Raw genomic sequence first — 26,328 nt, 5'->3', positions numbered from 1 at the left:
CTCAAACTCCTTTCACTGCACGAACTATTTTCTGAGCAGCATCATCTAAATCAATTGCCGTGATAACATTCAAACCACTCTCTACAATCAATTGATTCCCAATATCTACTTTAGCCCCTTCAAGACGCATAACAAGAGGAATATTGACATTAACGTCCTTAACAGCAGACAAAATCCCTTTGACTAAAACATCACATCTCACAATCCCTCCAAATATATTAATCAATATACCTTTGACAGAAGAATCTAACATAATGATCTTAAAAGCAGCAGCTACTTTATCTTGATCTGTTCCACCCCCAACATCAAGAAAATTAGCAGGCTCTCCTCCGTATAATTTAATGATATCCATGGTCGCCATAGCTAAACCAGCACCATTAACCATACAGCCGATATTACCATCAAGTGTTATATAAGAAAGACCATGCTTTCTAGCCTCTATCTCTCGGACATCCTCCTCTGAATCATCATGTAATTCCTGAATATCTAACTGACGATAGAGCGCATTATCATCAAACGAGACTTTCGAATCTAATACCCTCAAACGACCATTTTGCATAATAATCAATGGATTAATTTCCAAAAGACTCATATCCTTATCACAAAAAGCTTTATAAAGGTTAGGAAAAAGACTTTCAGCATCAATACGAGCCTGCCCTTTTAATTCAAGCATATCACATAAATTACCGATATCTTTAGGTGTCACCCCTACCAAAGAATCAATAGGAAGTTTGAATATCTTCTGAGGATAATCTTTAGCAACTTCTTCAATATCCATGCCTCCTTGAGTAGAAGCAACAAAAGTAATCTTTCCTGATACTCTATCCACCAAGAGAGAAAGATAGAGTTCTTTTAAAATATCAGCTCCATCTTCAATATACAAACAATTTACCTTACTACCTGCAGGACCAGTTTGCTTTGTTACGAGGATAGAACCAAGCATCTCACGAACATCAGACAAAACACCTTCAATAGATTTTTCTAAACGCACCCCACCTCGTGAATTAGCAGGCAATCCTCTGAATCGCCCTTTACCGCGCCCTCCAGCATGAATCTGACTCTTGACGACATACAATCCACCAGGAAGAGTTTTGATTGCAGAATCCGCCTCATGAATAGACGATACAACCACACCCTCGGCAACCGGAATACCATATCTTTTTAACAATGCCTTAGCTTGATATTCATGAATATCCATTACACTACCGTCCTCTTAAAAATTTTACGCCAAAGAAGAAACAAGCCTAGTACAAGCATTGCATAAATCGACTGTAGCTTTGACGGATTTTTTAAAATCATCTTTCTCATCAGAAGAAAGGTCTAGCTCAACAATCTTTTCCACTCCTCCATGCCCAATAATCACTGGCACTCCAACATAAAATCCATTAACATCATATTGTCCTGAAAGATGAGCAGCACAAGGAAATAGATTCTTTTTATTCCTTAAATACGATTCTGCCATTGCTATAGCAGAAGAAGCAGGGGAATAATATGCAGAACCAGATCGAAGTAATCCTACAATTTCCGCACCAGCTTCACGTGTTCTCTTTACAATTTGATCAATTTTTTCTTTTGTGCTCCAACCAAGTTTTACAAGATCAAGAACAGGAATGCCAGACACAGTGGCGTATCTCAACATCGGAATCATAGAATCCCCATGACTGCCTAATACAAGAGCAGTGACAGATTCAACAGAAACACCTAATTCTTGCGCTAAAAAATATCGAAATCGAGCCGAATCCAAAACACCAGCCATACCAACAACCATATGTGACGGTAAACCAGAAAATTTCTGAAGAGCCCATACCATCGCATCAAGAGGATTCGTAATACAAATTACAAATGAATGAGGGGCATACTGACGAATTCCCTCAGCTACCTTTTCAATTGATTTTAAATTATCAGAAAGCAAATCATCCCGACTCATCGAAGGCTTACGTGGAATCCCCGCCGTAACGATACATACATCAGCCCCCGCAATATCCGCATAATCACTCGTCCCACACAACTTGCCATCAAAATCTTCAACTGGAGATGATTGAGCAATATCAAGTGCTTTTCCCCGTGGCATACCATCAACTATATCAAGCAACACCACATCTCCAAGATTCTTTAAAGCAGAAAGATGCGCAAGCGTTCCCCCTATCATTCCAGATCCTATAAGAGCAATTTTATTCGATTTCATTGCGCATCCTTCCCTTAATTTAAATATTTTTTATTTCTATAAAATAATCGACATACCTTTTAAAATAACAATTTATACCTTATTTAATAATAAAAGTTTATATGCATCCATTACAATTTTATGCTTACTGACGTATTGCACGCTAAACATCTCGAATAAACGCGAAATAGTCCTTTGAAATTCAAAATTTTCTGTCCCTAATTGATCATAAAAAAAATTATTTATATCTACTTCAGACGATACAATTAAACAAATTTTATATTCATAAAAAACATCAATTAACATAATAAATCGTCTTATCCAATCTTTTCGATCACCTTTTAAGAATGGAATATTATCTATAAAAACAACATCAAATCGCATAGCAATTTCTACAAAATCATTAGCTGAAAAGGATCTATCACAAAGATCAAAAAAAGAAAAGCGCGATACTCTTTTAAAAGAAGAAGGCACATGAATTTTATACCCTCCTTTGGCAGAAATATTGAGAACAAGAGACTCTTGTCCTTTTCTCATATGATCCCATAATTTGTTCATCAATGTTTCTGTATGCGAATCAAGTGGTGACATATAGAGAGGAAGAATTTTTTCTTTTCTCCTGCGATAGTCTTGGCCAGAATCCAAAGAAATAACTTCAAGTTCTTTCTTCAAAATATTTATAAACGGCATAAAAACATCACGATTAATTTCATCCTTATAAAGATTATCAGGAATAAAATTAGAAGTTACAACCACAACACAACCGCGCAAAAACAATTCAGAAAACAGTCGGGATAAAATAACTGCATCAGCGATATTTGTTACCATAAATTCATCAAAACACAATAGATTTACTTCCGAAGCAATTGAATTTGCCACCAATGGGATGGGATCAGATTCTCGTATTGCACCCGATTCAATCTGCTTGCGGTGAAAAATAATACGACAATGAACATCTTTCATAAATTCATAAAAATGACGCTTGCATTTCTTTTCTGTGGGAGCCAGTTCAAAAAAAAGATTCATGAGCATACTCTTACCTTGACCAACGTCACCATAGAGGTAAATTCCTTTAATAAAGGGAGGTCTCCAAAGTTTTTTCCAAAAAGAAAAAAACCACCTTCAAAAAATTTTTTCGTTTATACAAATCATTGAGAAGGCGATCAAATGACAACGCAACCCTCTCCTGATCGGAATTGTATTTTAATTTTCTATCCCGAATTAAAGATACAATTTTACTGCTGACAAGATAAAAAGATACTGACATATACCAAAATCAAATATTTAAAAAAATAAAAATAGCTCTACTTAACGATAAATGCTAACTATCTCACTCTCTCCATCAAAACTCCCCTCAAAAGACTGCTCACCAGTCTTGCGAAATACAATGATAGTTTTTCCCACCTTATTTTTAAGTTCAAAACTATTTTTATTTACTATATTCCACGAAGACAACAATGCTAACTTACCATAACAACCCCGAGCAGTCCCCCGAAAATCTTTTTTCAATCGAGTCAACGTCAAAGTCAGATTACAAGCAATACCTTGATGAGATGTTTTCCATGAACCTATTATTTCCATCCTTATAGCCGCATTGTCTTTGACGGGAGAAGAAATATTATCTTGATCTAATTCTTCTTCAGAAACGGGTGGAGCAAGATCTTCTGATTCAATAGAAGAAGGGACGGGTTGTGTTTTTTTTGAAAAAAAACTTTTAAAATCTGGAGCTACGCAACCATAGGAAGATAATGCAAGCATGTAAAAAACCATAAAAGCAAAACGATAAGATCGCATCTATTATTTCCCATCACATCCAAAGTTATCATGCACTATCCCCACCTTCTCTTCTAACAATAACTCTTTAAAAAATAAAAAATAAAAAATAAAAAATAAAAGTAATATAAAAAGAAAAACTACACTTTACGATCCACCATCATCATTTTAATTTTTGCAATTGCTTTCGCTGGATTAAGGCCTTTAGGACAACTTTGCGTACAGTTCATAATTGTATGACAACGATATAACCGGAAAGGATCTTCAAGATTATCGAGACGATCTCCCTGCCCTTCATCCCGAGAATCAACTAACCAACGATACGCTTGCAATAATATAGCTGGACCAAGATATCGATCAGAATTCCACCAATAACTTGGACAAGACGTAGAACAACAAGCACACATAACACATTCATAAAGACCATCTATTTTCTGACGATCATCATGACTTTGCAACAATTCTTTAGCAGGCTTCGGAGAAACAGTCTTCAGCCATGGCTCAATCGAACGATGCTGGGCATAAAAATATGACATATCTACAACCAAATCTTTAATCACAGACATGTGAGGAAGCGGATATACCTTTATAATACCTTTGATGTCTTTCATATCTTTTATACAAGCTAAAGTATTGGTACCATCTATGTTCATGCCACAAGAACCACAAATACCTTCTCGACATGAACGACGTAAAGTCAAAGTTGGATCGATTTTATTTTTAATATACAAAAGCCCATCAAGAACCATAGGCCCACAATCATCTAAATCAACGTAATATATATCAATATGCGGGTTATCTTGATCATCTGGATTCCATCGATAAATACGATATTCACGCAAACGCTTGGCTCCAGAAAGAGCATTCCAAGTCTTCCCTTTCTTTACCCGAGATCTCTTTGGTAATAAAATTTCAACCATATCAATACCTATTACTAATAAACACGCGCTTTAGGAGCAATCTTAGCATAATCAATTCCTCCACAAAGCAATTCAGTACGAACGGGACGATAATCAAGCTTTATCTTCCCTGTTTTATGATCAACCCAACAGAGAGAGTGTTTACGCCAATTAACATCATCACGCCCACTAAATGCTCCATCTTTATAATCTTCCCTTGCATGAGATCCCCTGCTTTCCTTGCGAGCCTCTGCAGAGTAAACCGTAGCAATTGCATTGATCATCAAATTTTGAAGCTCAAGAGTCTCTACAAGATCTGAATTCCAAATCAATGAACGATCATAAACTTTCAGATGCGCCATCTCATCCCAAAGAATTGAAAGATTGCGGCATCCCGCAGCTAAAGATTCTTGCGTACGGAAAACAGCTGCATCTAATTGCATTGCTCGTTGCATCTTCTCCCTTAGAACAGCAGTGGAAATATGACCATCTGCATATCTCAAACGATCGAATCTCTCCATAATAGAATCACAAGCCGATACATCCAAACTAGGAATTGGACTGGATTTATCAATTATTTCCGCAGCGCGAATAACAGCCGCTCGACCAAAAACGACCAAATCAATCAATGAATTCGAACCCAGACGATTCGCCCCATGAACCGAAGCACATCCAGCCTCACCAATTGCCATAAGACCCGGAGCAAGACGTTCTGGATTCTTACTATCCGAATCCAAAACCTCTCCCCAATAGTTCGTTGGAATCCCACCCATATTATAATGCACAGTAGGAATAACAGGAATAGGATCACGCGTTACATCAATACCAGCAAAAATTCTTGCCGATTCAGAAATACCTGGTAAACGTTCGTGTAAAATAGCTGGATCAAGGTGATTTAAATACAAATGTATGTGATCTTTATTTTTACCAACACCCCGACCTTCCCTTATTTCTATCATCATACAACGAGAAACAACATCACGAGAAGCAAGATCCTTCGCTGAAGGAGCATACCGTTCCATAAAACGTTCCCCCTCAGAATTGACAAGATAACCACCTTCTCCACGAACACCTTCCGTAATCAGGCATCCCGAACCATAAATACCAGTAGGATGAAACTGAACAAATTCCATATCTTGTAATGGCAGACCTGCACGCGCAATCATACCCGCCCCATCACCAGTACAAGTATGTGCTGATGTAGCAGAAAAGTATGCACGACCATATCCACCAGTAGCTAACACAACTAATTTAGCAGAAAAACGATGAATCTCTCCCGTCTCCAACTGCCAAGCAATAACACCGACACATCGTCCTTCTGCATTCATGATGAGATCAAGCGCAAAATATTCAATAAAAAATTCAGCATCATTCTTTAACGCTTGTCCGTACAACGTATGCAAAATAGCATGACCTGTTCTATCTGCCGCCGCACAAGTCCTCTGTACCGGAGGTCCTTCTCCATAATTTTGCATATGTCCACCAAAGGGACGCTGATAAATCTTCCCTTCTTCATTACGCGAAAAGGGGACACCATAATGTTCTAATTCGTATACAGACTTTGGCGCTTCCATAGCAAGATACTGAATCGCATCCACATCTCCTAACCAATCAGAACCCTTTACAGTATCATATAAATGCCATTGCCAACTATCTGGTGTCATATTAGCAAGCGAAGCTGCAATCCCCCCTTGTGCCGCCACTGTATGCGAACGAGTAGGAAAAACTTTTGTAATACAAGCTGTCTTAAATCCTTTTTCAGCCATACCTAAAGTCGCACGCAAACCGGCGCCTCCAGCACCGACAATGATAACATCATAGGAATGATCTACATACGTATATGAAGATTTGAAGTTAGAAATATCCTTCATTGATTACCCAAAATTGAAATTTTTAAAATAGAAAACAAACAAAAAACCGCCATAAACAAAACAAAAGAACTGTTTAACATAAGAAGCACTATCTTTAATAATTTAGAATGAACATAATCTTCAATAATCACCTGCATACCAAGTTGCATATGAAAAAAAATTGAAACCGCCCCTAATCCCATTATAGATGCTACAAAAAGATTAGAAACAACAGAAACAATCTGTTCATGCGGAGCAGAACCATACCTTATAAAAAATATTATAAAAAAGATAACAAAAGGAATATTGGCAATAGCAGTGAACCTTTGTTTTAAAAAGTGTCCCGTACCATCTTTAGCGGAACCCATCCCTCGTACTTTTCCTAAGCTACTACGCATATTCATCATCCGATCATCATTTTTCCATTAGTAAATATTTTTCACTATCCATATTACCGACACTATGAAAATTGAAGCGATAATATTGATCTTTGCCATTGTAATGGAAACTTTTTTTTCCAATAAAAAACTAGAATCCCACATCAAATATCTTATACCACCTAACATGTGATGGATAGCTGACCAAGTATATAAAAAAAGGAATATGCTAAAAAAGCCACAATCCGTATAGCTTCTCCAAAGTCCTAATGTATATTTCCCCTCTGCTACAGCAAAAAACCACAAAACCAACGCAGGAGTTCCAAAATAAACTGCTGATCCCGTGATACGATGAACAATAGAGATAAGCATAGTGGGAATCAGCTTATAAATCTGTAAATGTGGAGAAAGTGGTCTATTACTCTTAAGATCAGACATAGATTTCAAGTTATCCTTTAAACATATTCATCCGATTAATAATCTTCTTTGATATAAAACAAAACATATAATAATTCTCTTATGATGTTATTTATCATATAATCCATCGAGAAACAAAATTCTATATAATATTCACATTTCATATTCGCTGAGAGGAGGAGAAGAAAGTTTTCCCATACGGCATACCTCCAAATACTCATCAAGCTTAACAGGCTGTACCGAAAGACGCGAAAAAGTAACAAGAGCCATTTTAGAAAGCTGTAAATTACCTTTAATAGCCACCAAACTAACAGGACAAGGCATACTACAAACCGAGCGTATATCGACACATTCCCAGGGCGAATATCCCTCTACTGTAGGATCGGGATACGTACCAGTAATGACTTCAAAAATCCCTACAATTTCACGACCTTTATTAGAATGATAAAAAAAACCTTTATCACCAATACGCATTTTCCTCATATTATTGCGGGCTTGATAATTACGCACTCCTGTCCACGCCTCTCCAATACTGCCCTTATCTTGCTGCATCTTCCAAGACCATACACAAGGTTCAGACTTTACCAACCAATACGCCACCCGATCTTGTCCTTATACTCCAAATGCAAAAAATGAAATGATAGCTTTTTTCAATATCAAAAGATTACCACAATAATCCCATTATCAACATACGTTTAAGAGCGTTATTTCTTTTTCTTAGAAGAGAGATCCAAAAAAATATCCAATGCCTCGTCTACAGTAATACGATTCGCTATAACATCTGATGTTGCTTGAAAAACTGGCAAATCCAAACCCATTTTTATTGCTATATTGATCACGCGCGAAACTGCAATCCCCCCTTCTACAAGATTCATCGTTTTAAAATCATATTGCTGTCCTTTTCCAAGAAAAACACCAAAACAAAAATTACGCGACTGCTCACTTGTCGCAGTTAAGACTAAATCCCCTATACCAGACAAACCTAAAATAGTATCAGATCGACCTCCCATTGCCTTTGTCACTTCTATTATTTCTGATAAGCCCCGCACCATCATCATTGCACGAGCCGAATCTCCATATTCTCTTCCTTTTAAAATACCACTTGCGATGGCAATAATATTTTTTAAAGCCCCTCCAAGCTGAACACCAATGCGATCATCTGAACAATAAACTCGAAATGAATCGCCGGAAAGAATCGCAGAAAGACGGCGTGATATTTCTATCTTTTCCGAGGCTAAAGTCACTCCTACCGGCAATCCTCGGGCGATATCAATGGCAAATCCTGGACCAGAAAGAACCGAAATAGAATGGGAGGGAAGAACCTTTTCTGAGTAATCACTCAGCAACATTCCACTATAATATTCAAAGCCTTTGGAGCAAATAACAACATCTGCCGTATCTTTCAACCACTGCCCATAAAAACCAAGGGCCTGCTCATATCCCTTAGAAGAAGTGGCAAAAAGAACAATATCTGCTTCTCGTAAGAGCCTGTAGTCAGTAGAAAAATGCAAAAGAGAAGAAAGCTTGATATTAGGAAGAGATTTGGCGTTTATTCTTGTAGACTTCAGTTGCTGTATCAGGCTTTCTTGCCGGCCAAGCAATGTAACATTTGCATGTCCACGTGATGCAATAATACTGGAGATCGCTGATCCAAAAGCCCCAGAACCAATAACAAATATCGTAGGATAATTTTTCATGCTTTGGCTCCACGCTTGCCAGATCCTATTTTTGAAAGAGCCTTTTCATCTAATGGCCAACGGGAACGTGGCGATATAGATAAATCATCCGGAGGAAAACCAGCCTCCATTCTTTCCAAAGCAGCCCAAGCAATCATTACTGCGTTATCCGTGCATAAACGAGCTGGAGGAGCGACAAAACAAAAGCCCTTTGACGTACAAAGATCAATAAGAGCAGCGCGAATAAAAGAATTAGACGCAACCCCTCCTGAAACAACTAACACTGGTTTTTTATTTGGAAATTCTTTTTGAAATAAAAGAAATCCTTGCTCTAATTTTTTTCGAAGAATCCGTATTACTGTTACTTGAAAAGACGCACAAATATCGGCAATATCTTGTTTTTCAAGAACATCAAAAGAACGTATTTTTTGCTGAACAGAGGTTTTTAATCCGGAAAAAGAAAAATCACAGCACATTCCTTGCACTGATGGACATGGAAAATTAAAACGCTGACCATTCCCCTTTAACGCTGCCTTTTCTATTGCTGCTCCACCTGGATAAGAAAATCCTAGTGATTTAGCAATTTTATCAAAACACTCTCCAAGGGCATCATCTATTGTCGTTCCCAAACGATCATAACGAGCAACACCTCTTACTAATAATATTTGTGTATGTCCTCCAGACACCAACAAAACAAGATAAGGAAAATTAACCCCATCCGTCAAACGTGCCGTTAAAATATGCCCTTCTAAATGATTGATAGCATAAAAAGGTTTTTGACTAGCATAAGAAATAGCTTTAGCTGTCATCAATCCAACAATCAAACCTCCCATTAACCCTGGGCCCGCCGTCACTGCTATTGAATCTATATCAGAAATTTGCATACTAGCACGTGACAAGGTTTTTTTTATCAAAACATCCAAAGAATCTACATGAGCACGAGCAGCAATTTCCGGAACCACCCCTCCATATTCACCATGTTGATCAATCTGAGACAAAATAACCTCTGCCAGAATCTTGTTCTGAAATCCTTCGCGACGTACCACAGCAACAGCCGTCTCATCACAACTCGTTTCTATACCAATAACCGTTTTTTGCACTTTAAACATTGCTATACTTTATTTTTTTTGGATTAATTCAAAAAACTCATTTTTTTTTACAAGTATCATAGATGAATTAAAATGGAAGAAAAAGATTTTAAAATCGGAACACGTAGAAGCCCATTGGCTTTAGCACATGCTTTCGAAACACGCTCTTATCTTATGAGTGTTCACAAAATTCCCCTAGAAAAAATTTTTGTTGTTCCTTTGTCAACAAAAGGCGATCGAATCACAAATAGAACCTTAACTGAAATAGGAGGGAAAGGACTGTTTACTGAAGAAATTGAAAGAAAATTAATATCAGGTGAAATTGATTTTGCTGTTCATTCCGCCAAGGATATGCCAACAAAATTGCTAAAAGGACTGCGAATTTCAGCATATCTCCCACGCGAAGATGTGCGCGATGTATTTATTAGCCATACCGCACAGTCTCTTAACGATCTTGCTGTTAATAGCATTGTCGGCACATCGTCTTTGCGTCGCAAAGCACTCCTACTTCGATGGCGCGCCGATCTATCTATTATAGATTTTCGAGGGAAAATAGAAACACGCCTTACCAAACTAAAGAACAAGCAAGCCGATGCTATGTTGCTTGCATATGCTGGGATCAAAAGACTTAAAAAAGAAAGCGTCGTAAAGGAAATTCTCAATCTTGAAGATTTTCCTCCATCACCAGGACAAGGAGCTATTTGTATTGAAACACACATGAATAATACCAGAGCTCATGAACTTGCCACTGCTATTAATCATCGAGAAACATGGGATACAGTGAGCTGTGAACGAGCATTTCTTGCTGAACTAGATGGATCTTGCAAAAGCGCCATTGCTGGATTTTCCTATTGTAAAGGGCAATCTCTCTATTTTTACGGAACTATTTTAACGCCCGATGGTAAAATTTTCCATGAAGTATCAAAAAGCGGCAACTGTTGCGATGCCATTCAGATAGGTCGTGATGCTGGTCGACATATACGTCTCATAGCTGATAAAACTATTTTTAACCTATAAAGTGCAATACGACAGCCTAAAAAAATTCATTACTATCTTAAAATCTTGAATGAATATAATGTCAGTAAAACAAGATTTGCAATCTTTATAGTTTTACCAATAAAAAACCATAATCAAACCCTTGATTGTTTCCAAAAAGATCAGTTCAATGAGGACAAAAAATTTTTCTATTCATTGAGCATTTAAAAAATTATCCCCGTAATAAATGTCATTGTTGAGCAATGTAGACCTAAATTATGCACATAATTATCACTAGACCTGTAAAAAAAGCGCTACACACAAAAAAAAAATAAAAAAAATGGGACATACTCCCATTATGATGCCTCTATCCTATTTTACTTATGATAGAGAGGCGGTATCTCTTGCCTTGCAAGAATCCTATGGAGGAATAGCAATAACCAGCAGCGAATCTCTCTCCACATTACCCGATAAATTTTGTCATAATAGCATTCTTTTTTCCATAGGAGAAGCGAGTGCTTCTCTCGCACGAACAAAAGGATTTTCTCAAATATTTTGCGGAAAGAATAACAGTATTAGTCTGGCTCAATTAATTGTCCAAAAAAAAGAATTATTCACCCCTCAAAAGCCCTTGATATACTTAGGAGGGAAAAAAAGAAAGATCCATTTTGAAAATTATCTTTTTCAACACAGAATCCCCTTCAAAACCATTGATTGCTATTATAGTTGGAATATTGTATATTCTAAGAAGGAAGTAGAGCGTATAATTAAAAGCGCAGATGCTGTGCTGTTTTATGCAAGTTCTTCTGTGTCAAATTTTTTCCTTTTGCCCTTACCTATAAAAATATCTGTACGCTTCTTATGTTTAAGCCAAAATATTGCTTCCGAAATTCCCGTCTCATTCACAGATCTAGTTTCAGTGGCAGAGTTTCCAAAAGAATCCTCTTTGCTAGAGCTTCTTCTTTCATTACAATCACAAAAGCCTTGAGCACAGTTAAGACTTTATTTAAATTAATCAATTATGTTGTAAGTTTATTAGGATTATTTTTAAAAATTAAAATATTGATACAGCACTATATATAATAGAACCATAAAAAAAACGGAACATAAACATTTTTTGGTTTGAAAAATTTTAGAATCTATGTATATGGCTAGGAGAAACAGTATGCCCCCCATTTCCGATCACTCTACGGAAAATGATATGAATGATTCCAAAAAATCGCATGAACAAGAAAAGACAATCCATCAATCCCTCGGCACTCAAGAAAAAAAATCAAAGGGCTTTCCGTTCATTAAGAATTGCAAAAACCTAACATTCTTTAAAGCACTATCGATAATCGTTATAGGCATATTACTTATCAGTTTTGTTTTGATATTGCTTTTTTTTATTAAAATAAAAATTTTTTCTAACAACGATCTCTTCTTTGTAAATGCTCTCCCTTCAAAAGGGGTACTTATTCAATCTGACAAAGATTATTCTATACTAGAGTCAGAGAGAAAAAATATTCAGAATACTACTCCAGTTGCAGAAAAAAAAGAAAATGAAAAAAATGCCTCTACACAAGTCCTTATAGAAGAAATAAATTCTTTAAAAAAGATCCTGACAGAACTTAATAATAACTATAATAATCTTCTTACTCGTCTGATAAAAACGGAAAATTTAATTGCTAATCCCTTGAAAAATACTAATATCCAGAGAATAATCTCTCTTCTAATCTTAAAAAATAAAATGGATAAAGGTGAGTACTTTCTATTAAACAAAAAGATTACAGAAGAAGCTTCTGTGTTAGAGCCATGTACAGCCGTATTGCTACAGTTTTCTAATATAAGAATCCCTACATCTATAGAAATTTTTACACAATTTTCAAAAGTATCTGAGGAAATAATTTTTGCTAGTGAAACTCTTGGAAAAGATTCAGGATTTACAAGTTATTTACTCCTACAACTCAATAAATTAATCAAAATACGCCCTTTAGGAGGAGACGTTGAAGGCGATACAATTACTGCTCTAGTCGCTCGTATTGAAAACAATCTTAAAAAAGGTGATTTACGTAGTGCCGCTATTGAATGGGATAAAATCCCAGAAGAAACAAGAAAACCCGGTATATTTTTAAGAAATGCACTTGAAGCGCATATTTGTTCTGATTCAATAATAAAAGAAGAAATGTCTAAAATTTCACAAGATAACTTATCATAGGAATATAATATGCTACGCCTTATATACTATTGTTGCATAATATTCTTCATGATTTGTAGTTTTATAGCAATCTCTTACTATCCAGATGACATATACGTTACTTGGGGCAATCGAATTTATCAAACAAGCCCTTTTGTCATGTTATCTATCGTTTATATTTTAATATTTACATTCATGCTAATATCAAAGATTTCACGGTTTTTTTTATCATGTCCATCTACAATCGCTAATATCTTTCATAAGCGCAACTACGCTAAGGGATATAAAGAGTTATCTGCTGGACTCATATCAATTACGGCCCAAAATATACCATTAGCCCGTAAAATGTTCTCTTATCTCTCTCATCGACATATTTTTCATAACGAATCTCTTTTCCATCTTTTAGAAGCACAAATCGCCCTATCCGAAAAAAAACACCATATTGCGCGTGAAAAATTTGAAATGATGCTACAAATACCTGAAACGAGAGAGTTCGCAATTTATAACTTATATTGTGAATTCTATCGTATAGGCGATTTAAAATCAGCTCAATGTTATGCAAAAAAAGCTCTCAAAATTTCCCCTTATATATCTTGGGGCATTGAAGCAATGTTACAATATTACGCACTAGAGAAAGAATGGTCTAAAGCCATTGATTTTTTAAATAAAAATAAAAAATATGAGAATATTGAAACATATAATCACCATCAGGCCATCCTTCTCACCGCTCGATCTTTAGAAAATGCAGAAAAGGGTGATGTTGTTGCTTCCTATAACGATGCAATGGTAGTATTGAAACTTTGCAAGCATTCCATTATGGCTTCGATATGCGCTGCCAAAGCTTTGATTTTGCAAAATAAAAAAAATAAAGCAGCGGTGGTTTTAGAAAAAATATGGGAGATTAATCCTCATCCTGAAATCGCTTATATTTATACTATAATTTTGTCGAACAACGCAACAGAACGCATGAATAGAGCCCTTAAATTAGAAGCGATCAATAAGAAAAATATAGAATCCCTCATCACCGTTGCTAAAATTTCCCTGGAAACAGGAAATATTCAACAGGCACAAACGAAGGCAATGCTTGCTGCCAAAGCAAATCCTAGGAAGGGAATTTTTTTACTGCTTGCTAAAATAGAACGAGCAAGCTCTAATAATCTAGATAAAATTTTATATTGGACACAAAGAGCGTTATATACAGAACCAGATCCACTTTGGATATCAGATGACGGCTATTGCTCTTCTACATGGCTTCCACTATCACCTACAAGTAAGAAACTCTGTCGTTTTGAATGGAAAGTTCCTGCCAAAATACCAGAATATACTACTAATAAAGATCTCATATCCTATGATGAATCGGAAACATTTATGACACACTTACAGGAAACCAAGAGAAATAAAAATATAAAAAATCCATATCCTAGCATCCATCAAGATTATCATCATCCCAAAAATCGGAACATTCTCTCTCTAGATCCTTCTATACGACAACCAGATGATCCTGGTGTTATAAATAAATCGACAAATCAATGAAAATTAGCATATAATAAAGAAAATCAATAGGTTCAATAACTGTGTCCCATTCTTAAAAAGATTCTTGATTTATCTATTTTTCAAAAGTTGCCGTAAAAATCCGTCGTTCAAGACGGAAATATAAGGCGATTTTGATAAGAAAATAGATCCACTACTCACTACTTATGGAGTATGATCCAAGCTTATCTCAAACAGCATAGAAATGCATAGAAGTAGATTATACGATCAAAAAAACTCTTATCTCAATCGCAGACAGATAAGATCATCAAAGAAGATAAAAACCCATCTATTGCTAAAAGCTAGCATCCAGACGATAATCGTCTACGAGGCATATCAATAGAAAAAGAGAGCGAGATAGTAGGTATAGGACGACGGTCTCCAAAGACGTAGATCGTGGATTCGAATTCCCCTGCTCCCGCAATTAAAGGATATATGTGATTTATTGCTAAAAACTTCAGGATGACGCTTAGAGATCCTCTCCCCTATAATGGGGAGAGGTATCCATTATGAGATACCAAATCTTAATTATTAGCACGTTTCACAACTCATCATCTAGATGCTAGCTTTTAGCACTTTGAGCAATAGATGGCTCTTTATCTTCTTTAATGATCTTGTTTATTTTATCCATTAGAAGCTGAGAGTTAAATTTTGTTCTAACCGTGCAACCCACTTTTACCTCTATGCATTTCCATGCTATTTGAGACAAACCCTGATTTGGATTTGATCTAACAGACCTGATGAATTTTATTTCATACGTTGAGCAAGGAACGTATCGCTAACAATAAGGTAATAACAGATAGATTATATTCATTATAATCAAGAAAAAAAAATGTTATTAAACACTCCAGTAATTCCCTATCAGATGATTCCAAAATACTCAGGTATTTTTTTTTACACTGCTCATATAGGAAAATTTATGGTAAAGTGTTATCAATAACACCCATCAAACATCATCAATATTAAGCGAACTTCAGAATTTTTATTTCTGTAGAATCTTTGATCAAAGGAGTATTCTGGGAAAAATGAAAATTACACAAGCTTTTACATTTGAAGCAGCACATAAACTTCCCTATGTCCCCAAAACCCATAAGTGTTATCGTATGCACGGACATTCTTATCGAGTAGAACTTGTAATGGAAGGAGATGTAGATCCTAAAACTGGATTTGTCGATGATTTTTTTAATATTGAAAAATATTTTGCTCCACTTCTTGAGAAGTTAGATCATCATTGTCTCAACGAAGTTGAAGACTTAGATAATCCTACAGCAGAAAATATCGCTATTTGGATCTGGAAACGTTTGTTTGATTCTCTCCCTATCTTATCATCAGTACGCGTTTATGAGACCCCTATGTCTTGGGTCGAATATCAAGGAATATAATGAATAACAATAGAGAAAAAACATCATCTGCCCTTTTACTCTTTTCTGGAGGACAAGATTCTTCTACCTGTCTTTCTTGGGCACTAGACAAATTTGATAAGGTAGAAACCCTTAGCTTTGATTATGGACAACGTAATAAAGTAGAACTGGAATGTCGCCTGCGATTGCGTGAAAAAATTGTACAACTCACACCTAAATGGAAAGATTCTTTAGGCGCAGACCATATCTTACCACTTGCAACACTTGGAGATATTTCCCATTCATCACTCACAAAAAATATTGAAATAAAGATTCAGGAAAATAATTTACCTAATACTTTTGTTCCTGGTCGTAACATAATTTTTTTGGTTTTTGCCGCTGCATTAGCATATCGACGCGGAATCACAAATATTATCGCTGGCATGTGTGAAATGGATTATTCAGGATATCCAGACTGTCGCAATGAAACGATAAAAGCCCTTGAAATGACCTTGAATTTAGGCATGGAAAGCAATTTTACTATCCATACACCCTTAATGCATCTCAAGAAACATGAAACTTGGAAACTTGTACAGGATATTGGAGGACAAAATTTAGTAGATTTGATTCTTGAAGAAAGTCATACCTGCTACCTTGGAACACGCGATAAGCGTTACGAATGGGGATATGGCTGTAATTCATGTCCATCATGCAATCTAAGGCAGAAAGGATGGGTGGAATTTAAGGAAAAATATCAGCGTACACCAACGTGACATATAAAAAAAAATAATAACATAAAATCAATGGCTTAAATAATTCCAATCCCTCAAATCATAGGAATCTTCATGCATCTTGAGTCAAACTATCACTAATTTTTTAATCTTAACTTTCTTGCTAATGATAATCCATTAATCTCCTCACTTAAATAGATTAAAAGCTATGGCATTATGTAGTAACCATAGTCTTTGAGGATGTAATATTGACGCTCTCTTCCTTTAAAATAACAAGATGCATAGGTAAAAAATCAATGGAAACCATAGAAAAGGAGTTATACGTATCATGCAAAAGATAATATCGACAATCTTTTATATTATCAGAAAGTATCATTTTTATTTAAAATTAAATTTAAATTTACTGTAATTTATACAATAAATTGTAATTTATCTACAAATCATATATGTACGTGTATTAAAAAAATTATTTTATATATATATATTTGGAGTTATTATCATGAATATACCAGAACTTAATAAAAATTATATACAAACGCAGTATAACCAAAGCACTTCCCATACAATAGCAAAAGTAAATCATTCTGATAAAACCGCTGATAGCGCAGGATTAATTAAAGAAGATAGCGCTGTTACCAAAAAAAATGAGATCTATCATTTGGCAAAAGAAGTAGCTATAAGCTCAATTCCTATCTATGGAACTATCCAAGCATTCAAAAAAGGTGAAATCGGATGGGGAATATTTGGAATTGTTACTGACGCACTCTTAATTGTACCAGCCATAGGAGTGGGAGCTAAATTGGCAGTCAACTTTATAGCCAGAAGAAGTAAAATCGCATCAACTACAATGAGATCCACAGCTACAATAGCAACAGCATCTTCTTTCAAAATTCTCCACGAAGCTGCACGACCTAAAAATGTAGCTAATACCGTTGATACAGTAAAAAATGATGTCATCATCAATAAAATGATACCAACAAATGCTACAAAATGAGATCATATAACACAATCCAGCACTATATTGGAAAAACCTAATATAGCGACATCAATTCAAAAAAATTAAAAGTTGATATTTATGAGGGAAGAGATCGGAAGTACTTGAGGAGCAATATAAACATCGACTATATCAATCATTATCGCCATACCCTTTATAACTGACTAGCCCTAGATCCCGTTATAAAGGGTATGGCGATAATGCTATTGAAAATAGTTATCTGAAATGCTCTGGTGAATTATGGGATTTTTCTATATTTTTATGTGCATCAGTTGCCCAATTAAGCCTAAACCCAAAAGATAAGACTGTAAAAATGAGAATACTCCTTCACGCAGAGGACTGGAATAATTCCTTGAAGAAATATTAGCTTGATATGAGTAACAAAAAGATTGAGATCTCAGAAAGTTAACAAAAGTATTAAAACCCTGACCTGTTAAGATTATAAAAGCTTTTTTTTTAACTTGCACTAATATCACAAATAGCGATGATACTTGTGAATTATGGAAGGTACAAGGCAGAGATAATACTTTTGCTATGAAAAAAAAAATTTAAATATTAGAAAAATATTCGTAAAAATATATTTTTCTTTGACTTTTATTCACATTTCAAGATATCATTACACGGTGAGTAAGCCCTTGTAGCTCAGCTGGTAGAGCGCCTGATTTGTAATCAGGAGGTAATAGGTTCGAGTCCTGTCGGGGGCACCATTTTTACAAAGCAAGTTATTTATTTTAACGTTATTTTATTTTGAATCTGGTTGTTCTTTTTTTATAGGTAAGAATTTTGATTAAGTGATCATTTTTCTTTAGTTGTCTTCTCAAGAAATGATAGCGGATTATATCTCAATGATAAGCCCATACGATTTATAAACAATTTATTATAATTATAATGTGGTCGTATCTTGATACAAACGATTTATTTTAAGTAGTTTATGCGATTTATCAAAGGTATCAAAAATAGCATAAGCAATTGATTTAATTTTGTTATTTTAGCATTTTAGGAACAATTTTTTTTAGTACTTTTCCCTTAATTATCAACAACGCTAGAGTTTTTTTTTCAAAGTCTAACTAAAAGGAAAATATATATTATTATTATAGTATGAGAAAAAAATGTCTTATTCAAGTAGAAGTATTCTAACTATTATTGTTATCATTTGTCTATTACAGGGTTGTTTCTATCCACCAAGAATTCATTCTTTGGGCGGAAGCAAGGCAGATGGGATAGTCACCTTTGGATATCAATCGGATATTTTCACTGCTAAATTAATTCCTGAACAATTAGAAGTAACCAAACAATCAGCAATAAAACGATGTCAACTATGGGGATATAAAAATGCCGAACCATTCACTGGATTAACATCTCAATGTGAAAACAGGAATCAGGATGGATATTGCATCGAAAGTAGTACGAAAATTAATTTTCAGTGTTATGATAAATAAAATACATCAAACCAATAATCTCAATATTAGGAATGGAGCAAAAAATAACTTCCAACGTTCTAATCCTAAATCAGAAAATTCTTAATTTACTGATTTTTCATATAATTCCTGTGTTTTTTAAATAGAAATTATCATGAACAATTCCGATCAATCTTTCGTTGTAGTAAAAAATCTTTCAATTGCTCTTTCCCAGCAAAAACTTATTTTGTGCATTCAAAATAATTACTCTTCGAATTATCCGGATAAACACGTTATCGAAGAGTGCTATTGCGGATTATACAATTAATAACAACCCCCTCAATTGGAGACAATGCTACTGCAAGAAATACATGTCCTTCGGTTCCATCCGATACTAATAAATATGGTAAGATTATAATCTTATTTTGTCATATTTACGATCCTGAAACAGAAATAATACGTTTCACAACCCCTTTCCCTGTTCCCTTACCAAACCCATCTACCGTTAATGATGGCATCACGTGAACTATTCAATTAAGCTGATATGCTGTTTTTACTAGCTAATTCAAGCAACGGAAAGAGTATGAAAACTTCATTTAAATACTTCAAATAATCTTGCTTAAAAATTTATCGGATTGTTATTCAATAATAATAAAATCTTTAAAAAATATCATTTCCAGTATGACAATGTATACATTGATTCAAATAATTGACTGAATAATTTATTTTAAATACAAACGTACATATTAAATATATTTTTAAAAAATAATAAAAAATAGGATTTCAATTATGCATATTAAAAAATCAAGCTTAGTCTCTATCGCTGCAATGGTAGCAATAACTATACCGTTAAGTAGTTGTGTGGAGAATAATGTCGATATGTCAAAAATATTAGAAGCTATGCAAAAAGACCCAATATTTGAAAAATTTAGAGGACCAGCAGGACCACGAGGACCACGAGGACCACGAGGACTACAAGGACTACAAGGACCAGAAGGACCAACAGGACCACAAGGAAAACGAGGACCAGGACCAGAAGGACCAACAGGACCACAAGAACTAGAAGGAGGAGAAAAAGAAAAAACCTCAACAACTCCAAATAATATAGAAGAAAATACGCAACTTCCAAATGAATTAACGGACCAAAATTCCACTTAGACAAAAAAAAATAAACAGGAAACTAATCAACTACAAACCTAAAATTCATAGACAGTATAAATAAAGAAAGGGACTAAAATCACGATTACACGAAGAAATAACCTATACTTAAAGGTGTGTTATAGTAATAAAATTGCTAGTTCCTTTTTTTTTCTTCTTCCGCTTCTATTTAATTTTTTCATTTGCATCCTAGAATGCAAGCGATAAGTTGTTGGCAAAAGGTGCGAATACTGTTAAATGGATAGGAAAAACAGAGGAATATAAAGACCTTGAATAACCCTGCCCTATGATCGATCCATAGGGCATTGATTTTTCAATTTTTTTAACGCCTTACTATTAAATCCCTCATTAATTCCGCCTCCATCTCTCCTCCTCAATATCAACCTTCTAATCTTTTTACCCCCCGCATAAATCCATCTTGTGCATTGGTAGAGAGGATTCTTCCACTCTTCTGCATCAACGCATCTTCAAAGGATGGAGTATTTGTATCGATCAGCTCCAAAATTAAAAATGAATCATATATAGCTGAAAGTCTATCCTCTCCCGCTGGGCATTGGTACGCCTGCAATCTTAACCCCCCAAGGTTTTGATTAGAGTGGTGAGTGTTTTTACAATTTAGTTCTCTTTCTTCACTACTCCATCGCTGAACCAGAAACCTAGAACACTGGAAATGATGTCTTGTCCATACTCAAGGATCGTTACAAGGAGCGTTGCTATCGTCTTTTGGTCAAATAGCTCACTTTCAATTCCTTGCCATATAAAATGGATATCCAATGATGATGATGCATGTAAGCGTTAGCCGAAACAGAATGTTAAAGCGGTCGATCCATTATGTGGAGACATCAACCTACTCAAAATACGGAGAAATCATTGTCGGATGGAAGAATATAGTGATTACTATGGGTCGATCTTATGACTTTCATGATGGAGCGAAATTATCATTTTTCGTGAAATTTAGAGCGGGGGATTCATTATCAGAGATTGGAAAGAAGAAATCTTTTCTGACTTAAGGAATTGTTATTTAAATGGGCATTGAAGCACGGGTACCTAGCGGAAATACGATTGGAAAGCTGTATCTCAACCAGAGTATACACCAAAGGAGCAGATAGAGTACTTTGGGAATTAAAAATTCTCGCCTTATAGCCTCTAAAATAAGCGATAATCCCTTCCTTAAAAGATAAAGTGAGGAATTGTAAAAAAATAATTGAAATATCAACTATTTAAATACATATAATTCTATCCAAATTAGAAAAATTTGTACAAAAAATATCTAACCTTTAATCCCTGCTCTTTATTTAAACAAAAGAGACGATAACATAGCATCACGAAGAATATTTTTTGATGATTCCGTCTCATATTCTCAAAACGTTGACTATAAAAAAACTATTTTTATATCCATAAAACTATACATCTTGTCGCATAAAAAAAATAAGAAAAGTTAAAAATAAACAAGAACAATAATACTTCTCAAACAAAAAAAACAATAATAACCGTGATAAAGAAAAATATTGAAACAAAATAATAAAGTATAGATGTTTTTTAAAAATAGATAATAGATAAAAAGTATATATAAAATTTAATTTATCAAAAAATATAATTCTTTACTGTATTTATTATATAAAAAATTTATTAAATGAATATTTTTTTAATTAATTTATTACATATTCATATTATATTTGTTAAAAATTGTAGTAGAAAAGGAAATAAATGATGAATATAATCAAAATAGGGACGATATTTATGCTTACACTTAGTCCTCTGTTGACAAGTTGTACATCTAAAGAAAATACTACTAGTAAAAAAAAGACAGTTAATAAATCTCAGAAACCTACTGCTAAACCTGCATATCGCTCTGGAAAAAGATAAATGATTTAGGCTAAAAATAATAGTTATAAGGATATATAAAATATCTGTTCTGCTATTAGAATAATCTGTTTTTTCCTTAGTTATAGAAATACTTTCACTTTTTCTTCTTGTTTGGTTTTTTGAATTTGATGAGGAACGAAATAAAAACATTATTTCTTCCTTGTTGTTTAAAAAGGATTTGAAAATAGTTGCGGGATTATTAGATTAAATCAATCAAAAATTCAAAGAAGTTGAATGATGTTATTTTGCAAGGTTGCCTCATATTGTTTGAAAATTCTACCTATTTGTATAACTAGGCAGAAATATTCTAAACATTAAAATTTTGCAATAAATTTTCTACTATTACCAACGGCATAATGTAACTTATGAGTACTGAGTACAATGAAAACTATACGGGACAATAAAAAATTCTAAATGCTACATAAAATAAAATATCAGGTCTATACATTTATTAATGTCACTTACGAGATCAAAATAGTGAGGACTTAAAAATAAAAATTGCCTTTGATGTTAAAACCATGCAAAGATGAGGGTTTAAGAAATATCTTAAATCCTCGATCTTTTTAAGATAAGCTTTTGCTTATCCCTATTTTTATTCCTCAGATCAAAAAGTATTTTTCTCAGCAATATAGCAACAAAAGCTATGATTGATCCCCTGCTATGAAAAAATTTATACTTTATAAAATAATACATAGGGAGTAGAAACAGTAATATTGATCGATAGTAAATATAGAATAATTTTGCCAAGTTAGTTTTATCAATATTTATTTAATTATCCACAATTCTTCATGATGAAGTGAAGAAATGTTCCTATTAAGAAACTTAATTCATTTATCACACGAATCATAAGCTAGCAAAAGGATAACAACTGTTGATGATTGTATTTTTTCTTTTATCATTATTGATCCTCTTGTCTTTCCTATCTTGCTCCCGTAAACCTATCAAAAATAGGATCTTTTAGGTCTATTAATATTGATCTTGTGCATTGGTTCCGGCTTAATTCCCGCAATATTACTAAAGAATTTACAGTTTCCTTATCAAACACCTTTATCATCTCCTCAATGGGAAAAAGAGGGTAATATTATTGTTTTACTCGGCAATGGCACAGAAAAAATACCTACATTGCCTACAGTGGGTATTGAACTTCTATTCAATCTTATGCTAGGATTTTTGAGACAATACGGCTCTATAAATTATGCAAAAAGCACAGCACACACTGTACTATTCTAATTACTGGAAGAGATCCACAAAAAAATGGTCTTGCGGAAGCAACCGTCTATAGCCAAAAACTATTAAAACTAGATGTCGAAAGAGATGATATCAAACTAGAAACACAATCATTTAATACCTTTCAAAATGCTCAATTCACTTCATCTAATATAAAAGGGAGAAATGTAATGTTAGTATCGTCTGCATATCATTTAAAACGCAGTCAATTATACTTTCAATATTTTGGAATCAAAACACTAACATCCAGATCTGATTATATTAATCGGTATTATCGTTTGTTCAAAAAAATCTTCTCTTAATTATACCAAAAGATCTCGATATCTCTGTAAAATAGTAAAATAATATTTAGAGATAGGTATGTGAATATTAACATTGACATAGAAAGAAATTTAACATGTCTGTATTTAAATCTGATTTTCTAAATATTCTCTCAGAAAGAGGATTTATCCATCAAATCTCCAATCCTCAAGAGCTAGATAAATTATGCTATAACAGTACCATCACAGCTTATATCGGCTACGATCCTACTGCTTCTTCCTTACACGTAGGTCATTTAACACAATTAATGATGTTGTTCTGGCTACAAAAAACAGGTCATAGACCTATCTCTCTTATGGGCGGGGGAACAGGTATGATTGGAGATCCTTCTTTCATAAGTGAAGCCAGAAGAATGATAGGAGTTCAAGAAATTCAGAAAAATATCAAAAGTATTAAAGATATATTTTCTGCTTTTATAAGATATGGAACTGGTAAAAATGATGCTTTGATGCTCAATAATGATGCATGGCTATCACCTATTAAGTACATAGATTTTTTGCGCGAAGTTGGAAGCTGTTTTTCCGTAAATCGAATGCTCTCGTTTGACTCTGTACGATCACGTTTACAACGTGAGCAATCTCTTTCTTTTCTTGAATTCAACTATATGATTTTACAGGCTTATGACTTTGTAGAACTATCGAAAAACTATGATTGTCGTCTCCAAATGGGAGGATCAGATCAATGGGGAAATATGATTTGTGGAATTGAGCTCGGGGGGCGTTTAAAAACTCCACAATTATTTGCCCTGACCTCGCCACTTCTTACTACTTCCTCTGGTGCCAAAATGGGAAAAACAGCTGCGGGAGCTATTTGGCTTAATAAAGAAATGACTTCTCCGTATGATTTCTGGCAATATTGGCGCAATATCGATGATGCCGATGTTGTGAATTTTGCAAAAAGATTGACAACTCTTCCAATATCTGAAATTCATCGCATAGAAAAATTGCAAGAAAAAGAACTTAATGAAGCTAAAAAAATCATAGCAACCGAAATTACAACAATGGTACATGGAAAAGCCGAGGCAGAAAAAGCCGCAACCGCTGCGATGGAATGCTTCGATATGAATATGTACTCAGAAAATATGCCAACTATATCAATTTCAAAGGCTGAAATAAATCAGGGAATAGGTATTTTGACGCTTATCGTCAAAGCAGGATTTGCTGTTTCAACAAGTGAAGCACGTCGGCATATACAAAGTAATGCTATCAAAGTAAATGATAATGTGATCTCAAATGAAAAAGCACATATTGAATTGAAAGATTTTGACTCAGCTGGAGTTATAAAACTTTCTTTTGGGAAAAAACGTCATATTATTTGTCAAGTTTGTGATTGATGCCTTAATTATCATGCCACCATTATGAGCGAAAAAGCCACATAATACCGTAAAATAAATCATTTAAATTTTTGATACCCCGGAAAGGTTCGGGGTATCACTATCTTTAACGACCAGTATATGCTTATTTGACGAACAGGATACCTCCTTAGTTCCTACTATTATTTACAAAAATTTCATGCTCAAAAGGACTCAAGATTGATATTCAATCCTTCATTGAGCTAATTTTACTTTTAACCTTTCTCTCTACTCACAACTATACTTAATGCAGAGCAATGTTCTCTGCACAAAAGTTTAAAGTAATTCTATCAATTTATTTAAAAAATTTATTCGAAGACTATTGCAATGAATAATATTATGTTGAAAAGCGTATTTATCTAAAAAATAGCCCGTCAACCGAAAAGCATTTCTGAGAGAATCTGCATCTATATTTTGTTGTTCTTTCCAAAGAAACAACGGCAATACAAGCATTTTACTTGCATAAGGAAGCCCTAATGAATGACAAATAGCACCACCAGATTTAGGAGAAACCCAGCTAAGATCGTGACTGACACCTGTCACAACACATTTTGTAATTTCAAGACCAAATCCAATATTTTTCAAAAGAATAAGTTCAATTTGAATAAAAATTTTTCCTAAAATAGATGAGATTTTATGGCTATTAATAAAAAGATTTAACAGATCATAAAGATCTGGACAGGGATCTCGTTCAGGCAAGAATCGAAAAATAGGGATCATTGATTGTAATCCATAAAGAGAAATAGCAGAAGAAAGAAGTTTAGAACAACGATATTCAATAATCTCAAGACGAAATTCTCCTAAATCTTGTTCTAACCTAGATCTCCAATTAACTCTTACTAAATTTCCAACTTGTAAAACGGGTTGTATACGGCGCGATTGTCCGTAACGTACGAATCCTAAATGACGCCCATAATGGCGAGTCATAACTTCTAAAATAATGTTTTTCTCACCATAAGAACGGACTCCAAGAACTATTGCATCATCTTGCCAGTGCACATTCCAAACCTATCGCTAT

At 34.4% G+C, this 26,328-nt stretch carries 27 protein-coding genes and 1 tRNA gene; 16 read left to right on the top strand and 12 right to left on the bottom strand.

Going from position 1 to position 26,328, the window contains the following annotated elements; translation table 11 throughout:
- Nucleotide 1: 1 nt before the first annotated feature.
- The 11 genes from sucC to tsaD form a co-directional block, all read right to left on the bottom strand.
- Entirely contained in the window at nucleotides 2-1,198 is a 1,197-nt protein-coding gene (sucC, locus tag CKC_RS03125; RefSeq protein WP_013462044.1) for an ADP-forming succinate--CoA ligase subunit beta, read from the bottom strand.
- A 24-nt stretch (nucleotides 1,199-1,222) separates the two neighbouring features.
- Nucleotides 1,223-2,185 (bottom strand): malate dehydrogenase, encoded by a 963-nt coding sequence (mdh, locus tag CKC_RS03120; protein ID WP_013462043.1) that lies wholly within the window; start codon nucleotides 2,183-2,185, stop codon nucleotides 1,223-1,225.
- 72 nt (nucleotides 2,186-2,257) lie between these two features.
- Complete coding sequence (gene zapE / locus CKC_RS03115) at nucleotides 2,258-3,232, bottom strand: cell division protein ZapE (protein WP_244392000.1); 975 nt, start codon at nucleotides 3,230-3,232, stop codon at nucleotides 2,258-2,260.
- 240 nt (nucleotides 3,233-3,472) lie between these two features.
- On the bottom strand, nucleotides 3,473-3,958 hold the full coding sequence (locus tag CKC_RS03110; RefSeq protein ID WP_013462041.1) for an AprI/Inh family metalloprotease inhibitor: 486 nt from the start codon (nucleotides 3,956-3,958) through the stop codon (nucleotides 3,473-3,475).
- A gap of 119 nt (nucleotides 3,959-4,077) precedes the next feature.
- A complete protein-coding gene (locus CKC_RS03105; protein ID WP_013462040.1) occupies nucleotides 4,078-4,857 on the bottom strand; it encodes a succinate dehydrogenase iron-sulfur subunit in 780 nt (259 codons plus the stop codon).
- A gap of 14 nt (nucleotides 4,858-4,871) precedes the next feature.
- Nucleotides 4,872-6,707 carry a succinate dehydrogenase flavoprotein subunit gene (sdhA, locus tag CKC_RS03100; RefSeq protein ID WP_013462039.1) on the bottom strand — a complete coding sequence of 612 codons (1,836 nt, stop codon included), beginning with the start codon at nucleotides 6,705-6,707 and terminating at the stop codon, nucleotides 4,872-4,874.
- Nucleotides 6,704-7,090, bottom strand: coding sequence for a succinate dehydrogenase, hydrophobic membrane anchor protein (gene sdhD / locus CKC_RS03095; protein WP_013462038.1), 387 nt, complete (start codon nucleotides 7,088-7,090; stop codon nucleotides 6,704-6,706). Before sdhD ends, sdhA begins: the two co-directional genes overlap by 4 nt.
- A gap of 21 nt (nucleotides 7,091-7,111) precedes the next feature.
- Nucleotides 7,112-7,501 (bottom strand): succinate dehydrogenase, cytochrome b556 subunit, encoded by a 390-nt coding sequence (gene sdhC, locus CKC_RS03090; RefSeq protein ID WP_013462037.1) that lies wholly within the window; start codon nucleotides 7,499-7,501, stop codon nucleotides 7,112-7,114.
- A gap of 132 nt (nucleotides 7,502-7,633) precedes the next feature.
- Nucleotides 7,634-8,080, bottom strand: a complete 447-nt coding sequence (locus CKC_RS03085; RefSeq protein WP_013462036.1) for an EVE domain-containing protein — start codon at nucleotides 8,078-8,080, stop codon at nucleotides 7,634-7,636.
- A 104-nt stretch (nucleotides 8,081-8,184) separates the two neighbouring features.
- Nucleotides 8,185-9,177 carry an NAD(P)H-dependent glycerol-3-phosphate dehydrogenase gene (locus CKC_RS03080; RefSeq protein WP_013462035.1) on the bottom strand — a complete coding sequence of 331 codons (993 nt, stop codon included), beginning with the start codon at nucleotides 9,175-9,177 and terminating at the stop codon, nucleotides 8,185-8,187.
- The gene (tsaD, locus tag CKC_RS03075; protein WP_013462034.1) at nucleotides 9,174-10,265 is read right to left on the bottom strand and encodes a tRNA (adenosine(37)-N6)-threonylcarbamoyltransferase complex transferase subunit TsaD; all 1,092 of its coding nucleotides are present in this window, start codon (nucleotides 10,263-10,265) and stop codon (nucleotides 9,174-9,176) included. Before tsaD ends, CKC_RS03080 begins: the two co-directional genes overlap by 4 nt.
- Before the next feature lie 72 nt (nucleotides 10,266-10,337).
- On the opposite strand from tsaD, the gene hemC reads away from it, so the two are divergent.
- From hemC to tyrS, 16 genes are all read left to right on the top strand, one after another.
- On the top strand, nucleotides 10,338-11,261 hold the full coding sequence (gene hemC, locus CKC_RS03070; protein WP_013462033.1) for a hydroxymethylbilane synthase: 924 nt from the start codon (nucleotides 10,338-10,340) through the stop codon (nucleotides 11,259-11,261).
- A gap of 298 nt (nucleotides 11,262-11,559) precedes the next feature.
- A complete protein-coding gene (locus CKC_RS03065) occupies nucleotides 11,560-12,207 on the top strand; it encodes a uroporphyrinogen-III synthase (protein WP_080550992.1) in 648 nt (215 codons plus the stop codon).
- 213 nt (nucleotides 12,208-12,420) lie between these two features.
- Entirely contained in the window at nucleotides 12,421-13,416 is a 996-nt protein-coding gene (locus tag CKC_RS03060; RefSeq protein ID WP_244391935.1) for a COG4223 family protein, read from the top strand.
- A 9-nt stretch (nucleotides 13,417-13,425) separates the two neighbouring features.
- The gene (locus CKC_RS03055) at nucleotides 13,426-14,928 is read left to right on the top strand and encodes a heme biosynthesis protein HemY (RefSeq protein WP_044054103.1); all 1,503 of its coding nucleotides are present in this window, start codon (nucleotides 13,426-13,428) and stop codon (nucleotides 14,926-14,928) included.
- Nucleotides 14,929-15,950: 1,022 nt separating this feature from the next.
- Nucleotides 15,951-16,307 carry a 6-carboxytetrahydropterin synthase QueD gene (gene queD, locus CKC_RS03050; protein ID WP_013462029.1) on the top strand — a complete coding sequence of 119 codons (357 nt, stop codon included), beginning with the start codon at nucleotides 15,951-15,953 and terminating at the stop codon, nucleotides 16,305-16,307.
- Nucleotides 16,307-17,038: a 7-cyano-7-deazaguanine synthase QueC gene (gene queC / locus CKC_RS03045; protein WP_013462028.1), complete on the top strand. Its 732-nt coding sequence runs from the start codon at nucleotides 16,307-16,309 to the stop codon at nucleotides 17,036-17,038. The genes queD and queC overlap by 1 nt, the downstream gene beginning before the upstream one ends.
- A gap of 457 nt (nucleotides 17,039-17,495) precedes the next feature.
- A complete protein-coding gene (locus tag CKC_RS03040; RefSeq protein ID WP_044054101.1) occupies nucleotides 17,496-17,990 on the top strand; it encodes a hypothetical protein in 495 nt (164 codons plus the stop codon).
- Between the two features lie 631 nt (nucleotides 17,991-18,621).
- Nucleotides 18,622-18,697, top strand: a tRNA-Thr gene (locus CKC_RS03035).
- Nucleotides 18,698-19,099: 402 nt separating this feature from the next.
- Nucleotides 19,100-19,429 carry a YecR family lipoprotein gene (yecR, locus tag CKC_RS03030; protein ID WP_050780888.1) on the top strand — a complete coding sequence of 110 codons (330 nt, stop codon included), beginning with the start codon at nucleotides 19,100-19,102 and terminating at the stop codon, nucleotides 19,427-19,429.
- A gap of 267 nt (nucleotides 19,430-19,696) precedes the next feature.
- Entirely contained in the window at nucleotides 19,697-19,912 is a 216-nt protein-coding gene (locus tag CKC_RS06060; RefSeq protein WP_143827767.1) for a hypothetical protein, read from the top strand.
- Nucleotides 19,913-20,176: 264 nt separating this feature from the next.
- On the top strand, nucleotides 20,177-20,545 hold the full coding sequence (locus CKC_RS06195) for a hypothetical protein (RefSeq protein ID WP_013462025.1): 369 nt from the start codon (nucleotides 20,177-20,179) through the stop codon (nucleotides 20,543-20,545).
- 773 nt (nucleotides 20,546-21,318) lie between these two features.
- Nucleotides 21,319-21,555: a hypothetical protein gene (locus CKC_RS03015; protein WP_013462022.1), complete on the top strand. Its 237-nt coding sequence runs from the start codon at nucleotides 21,319-21,321 to the stop codon at nucleotides 21,553-21,555.
- Nucleotides 21,556-22,255: 700 nt separating this feature from the next.
- A complete protein-coding gene (locus CKC_RS06130; RefSeq protein WP_013462021.1) occupies nucleotides 22,256-22,411 on the top strand; it encodes a hypothetical protein in 156 nt (51 codons plus the stop codon).
- Nucleotides 22,412-23,389: 978 nt separating this feature from the next.
- Nucleotides 23,390-23,641, top strand: coding sequence for a hypothetical protein (locus CKC_RS06300; RefSeq protein ID WP_050780886.1), 252 nt, complete (start codon nucleotides 23,390-23,392; stop codon nucleotides 23,639-23,641).
- Nucleotides 23,560-23,940 (top strand): YdcF family protein, encoded by a 381-nt coding sequence (locus CKC_RS06295; RefSeq protein ID WP_338028868.1) that lies wholly within the window; start codon nucleotides 23,560-23,562, stop codon nucleotides 23,938-23,940. The genes CKC_RS06300 and CKC_RS06295 overlap by 82 nt, the downstream gene beginning before the upstream one ends.
- Nucleotides 23,941-24,035: 95 nt before the next feature.
- Nucleotides 24,036-25,292: a tyrosine--tRNA ligase gene (gene tyrS, locus CKC_RS03005; RefSeq protein ID WP_013462019.1), complete on the top strand. Its 1,257-nt coding sequence runs from the start codon at nucleotides 24,036-24,038 to the stop codon at nucleotides 25,290-25,292.
- Nucleotides 25,293-25,586: 294 nt separating this feature from the next.
- Here the strand turns inward: tyrS and recO are convergent, their stop codons facing one another.
- Nucleotides 25,587-26,309, bottom strand: a complete 723-nt coding sequence (recO, locus tag CKC_RS03000) for a DNA repair protein RecO (protein WP_013462018.1) — start codon at nucleotides 26,307-26,309, stop codon at nucleotides 25,587-25,589.
- Nucleotides 26,310-26,328 lie beyond the last annotated feature (19 nt).

This window comes from Candidatus Liberibacter solanacearum CLso-ZC1 (assembly GCF_000183665.1).
GTDB classification, from domain to species: Bacteria; Pseudomonadota; Alphaproteobacteria; order Rhizobiales; family Rhizobiaceae; genus Liberibacter; species Liberibacter solanacearum.
This window is presented reverse-complemented; position numbering and strand designations above follow the sequence as displayed.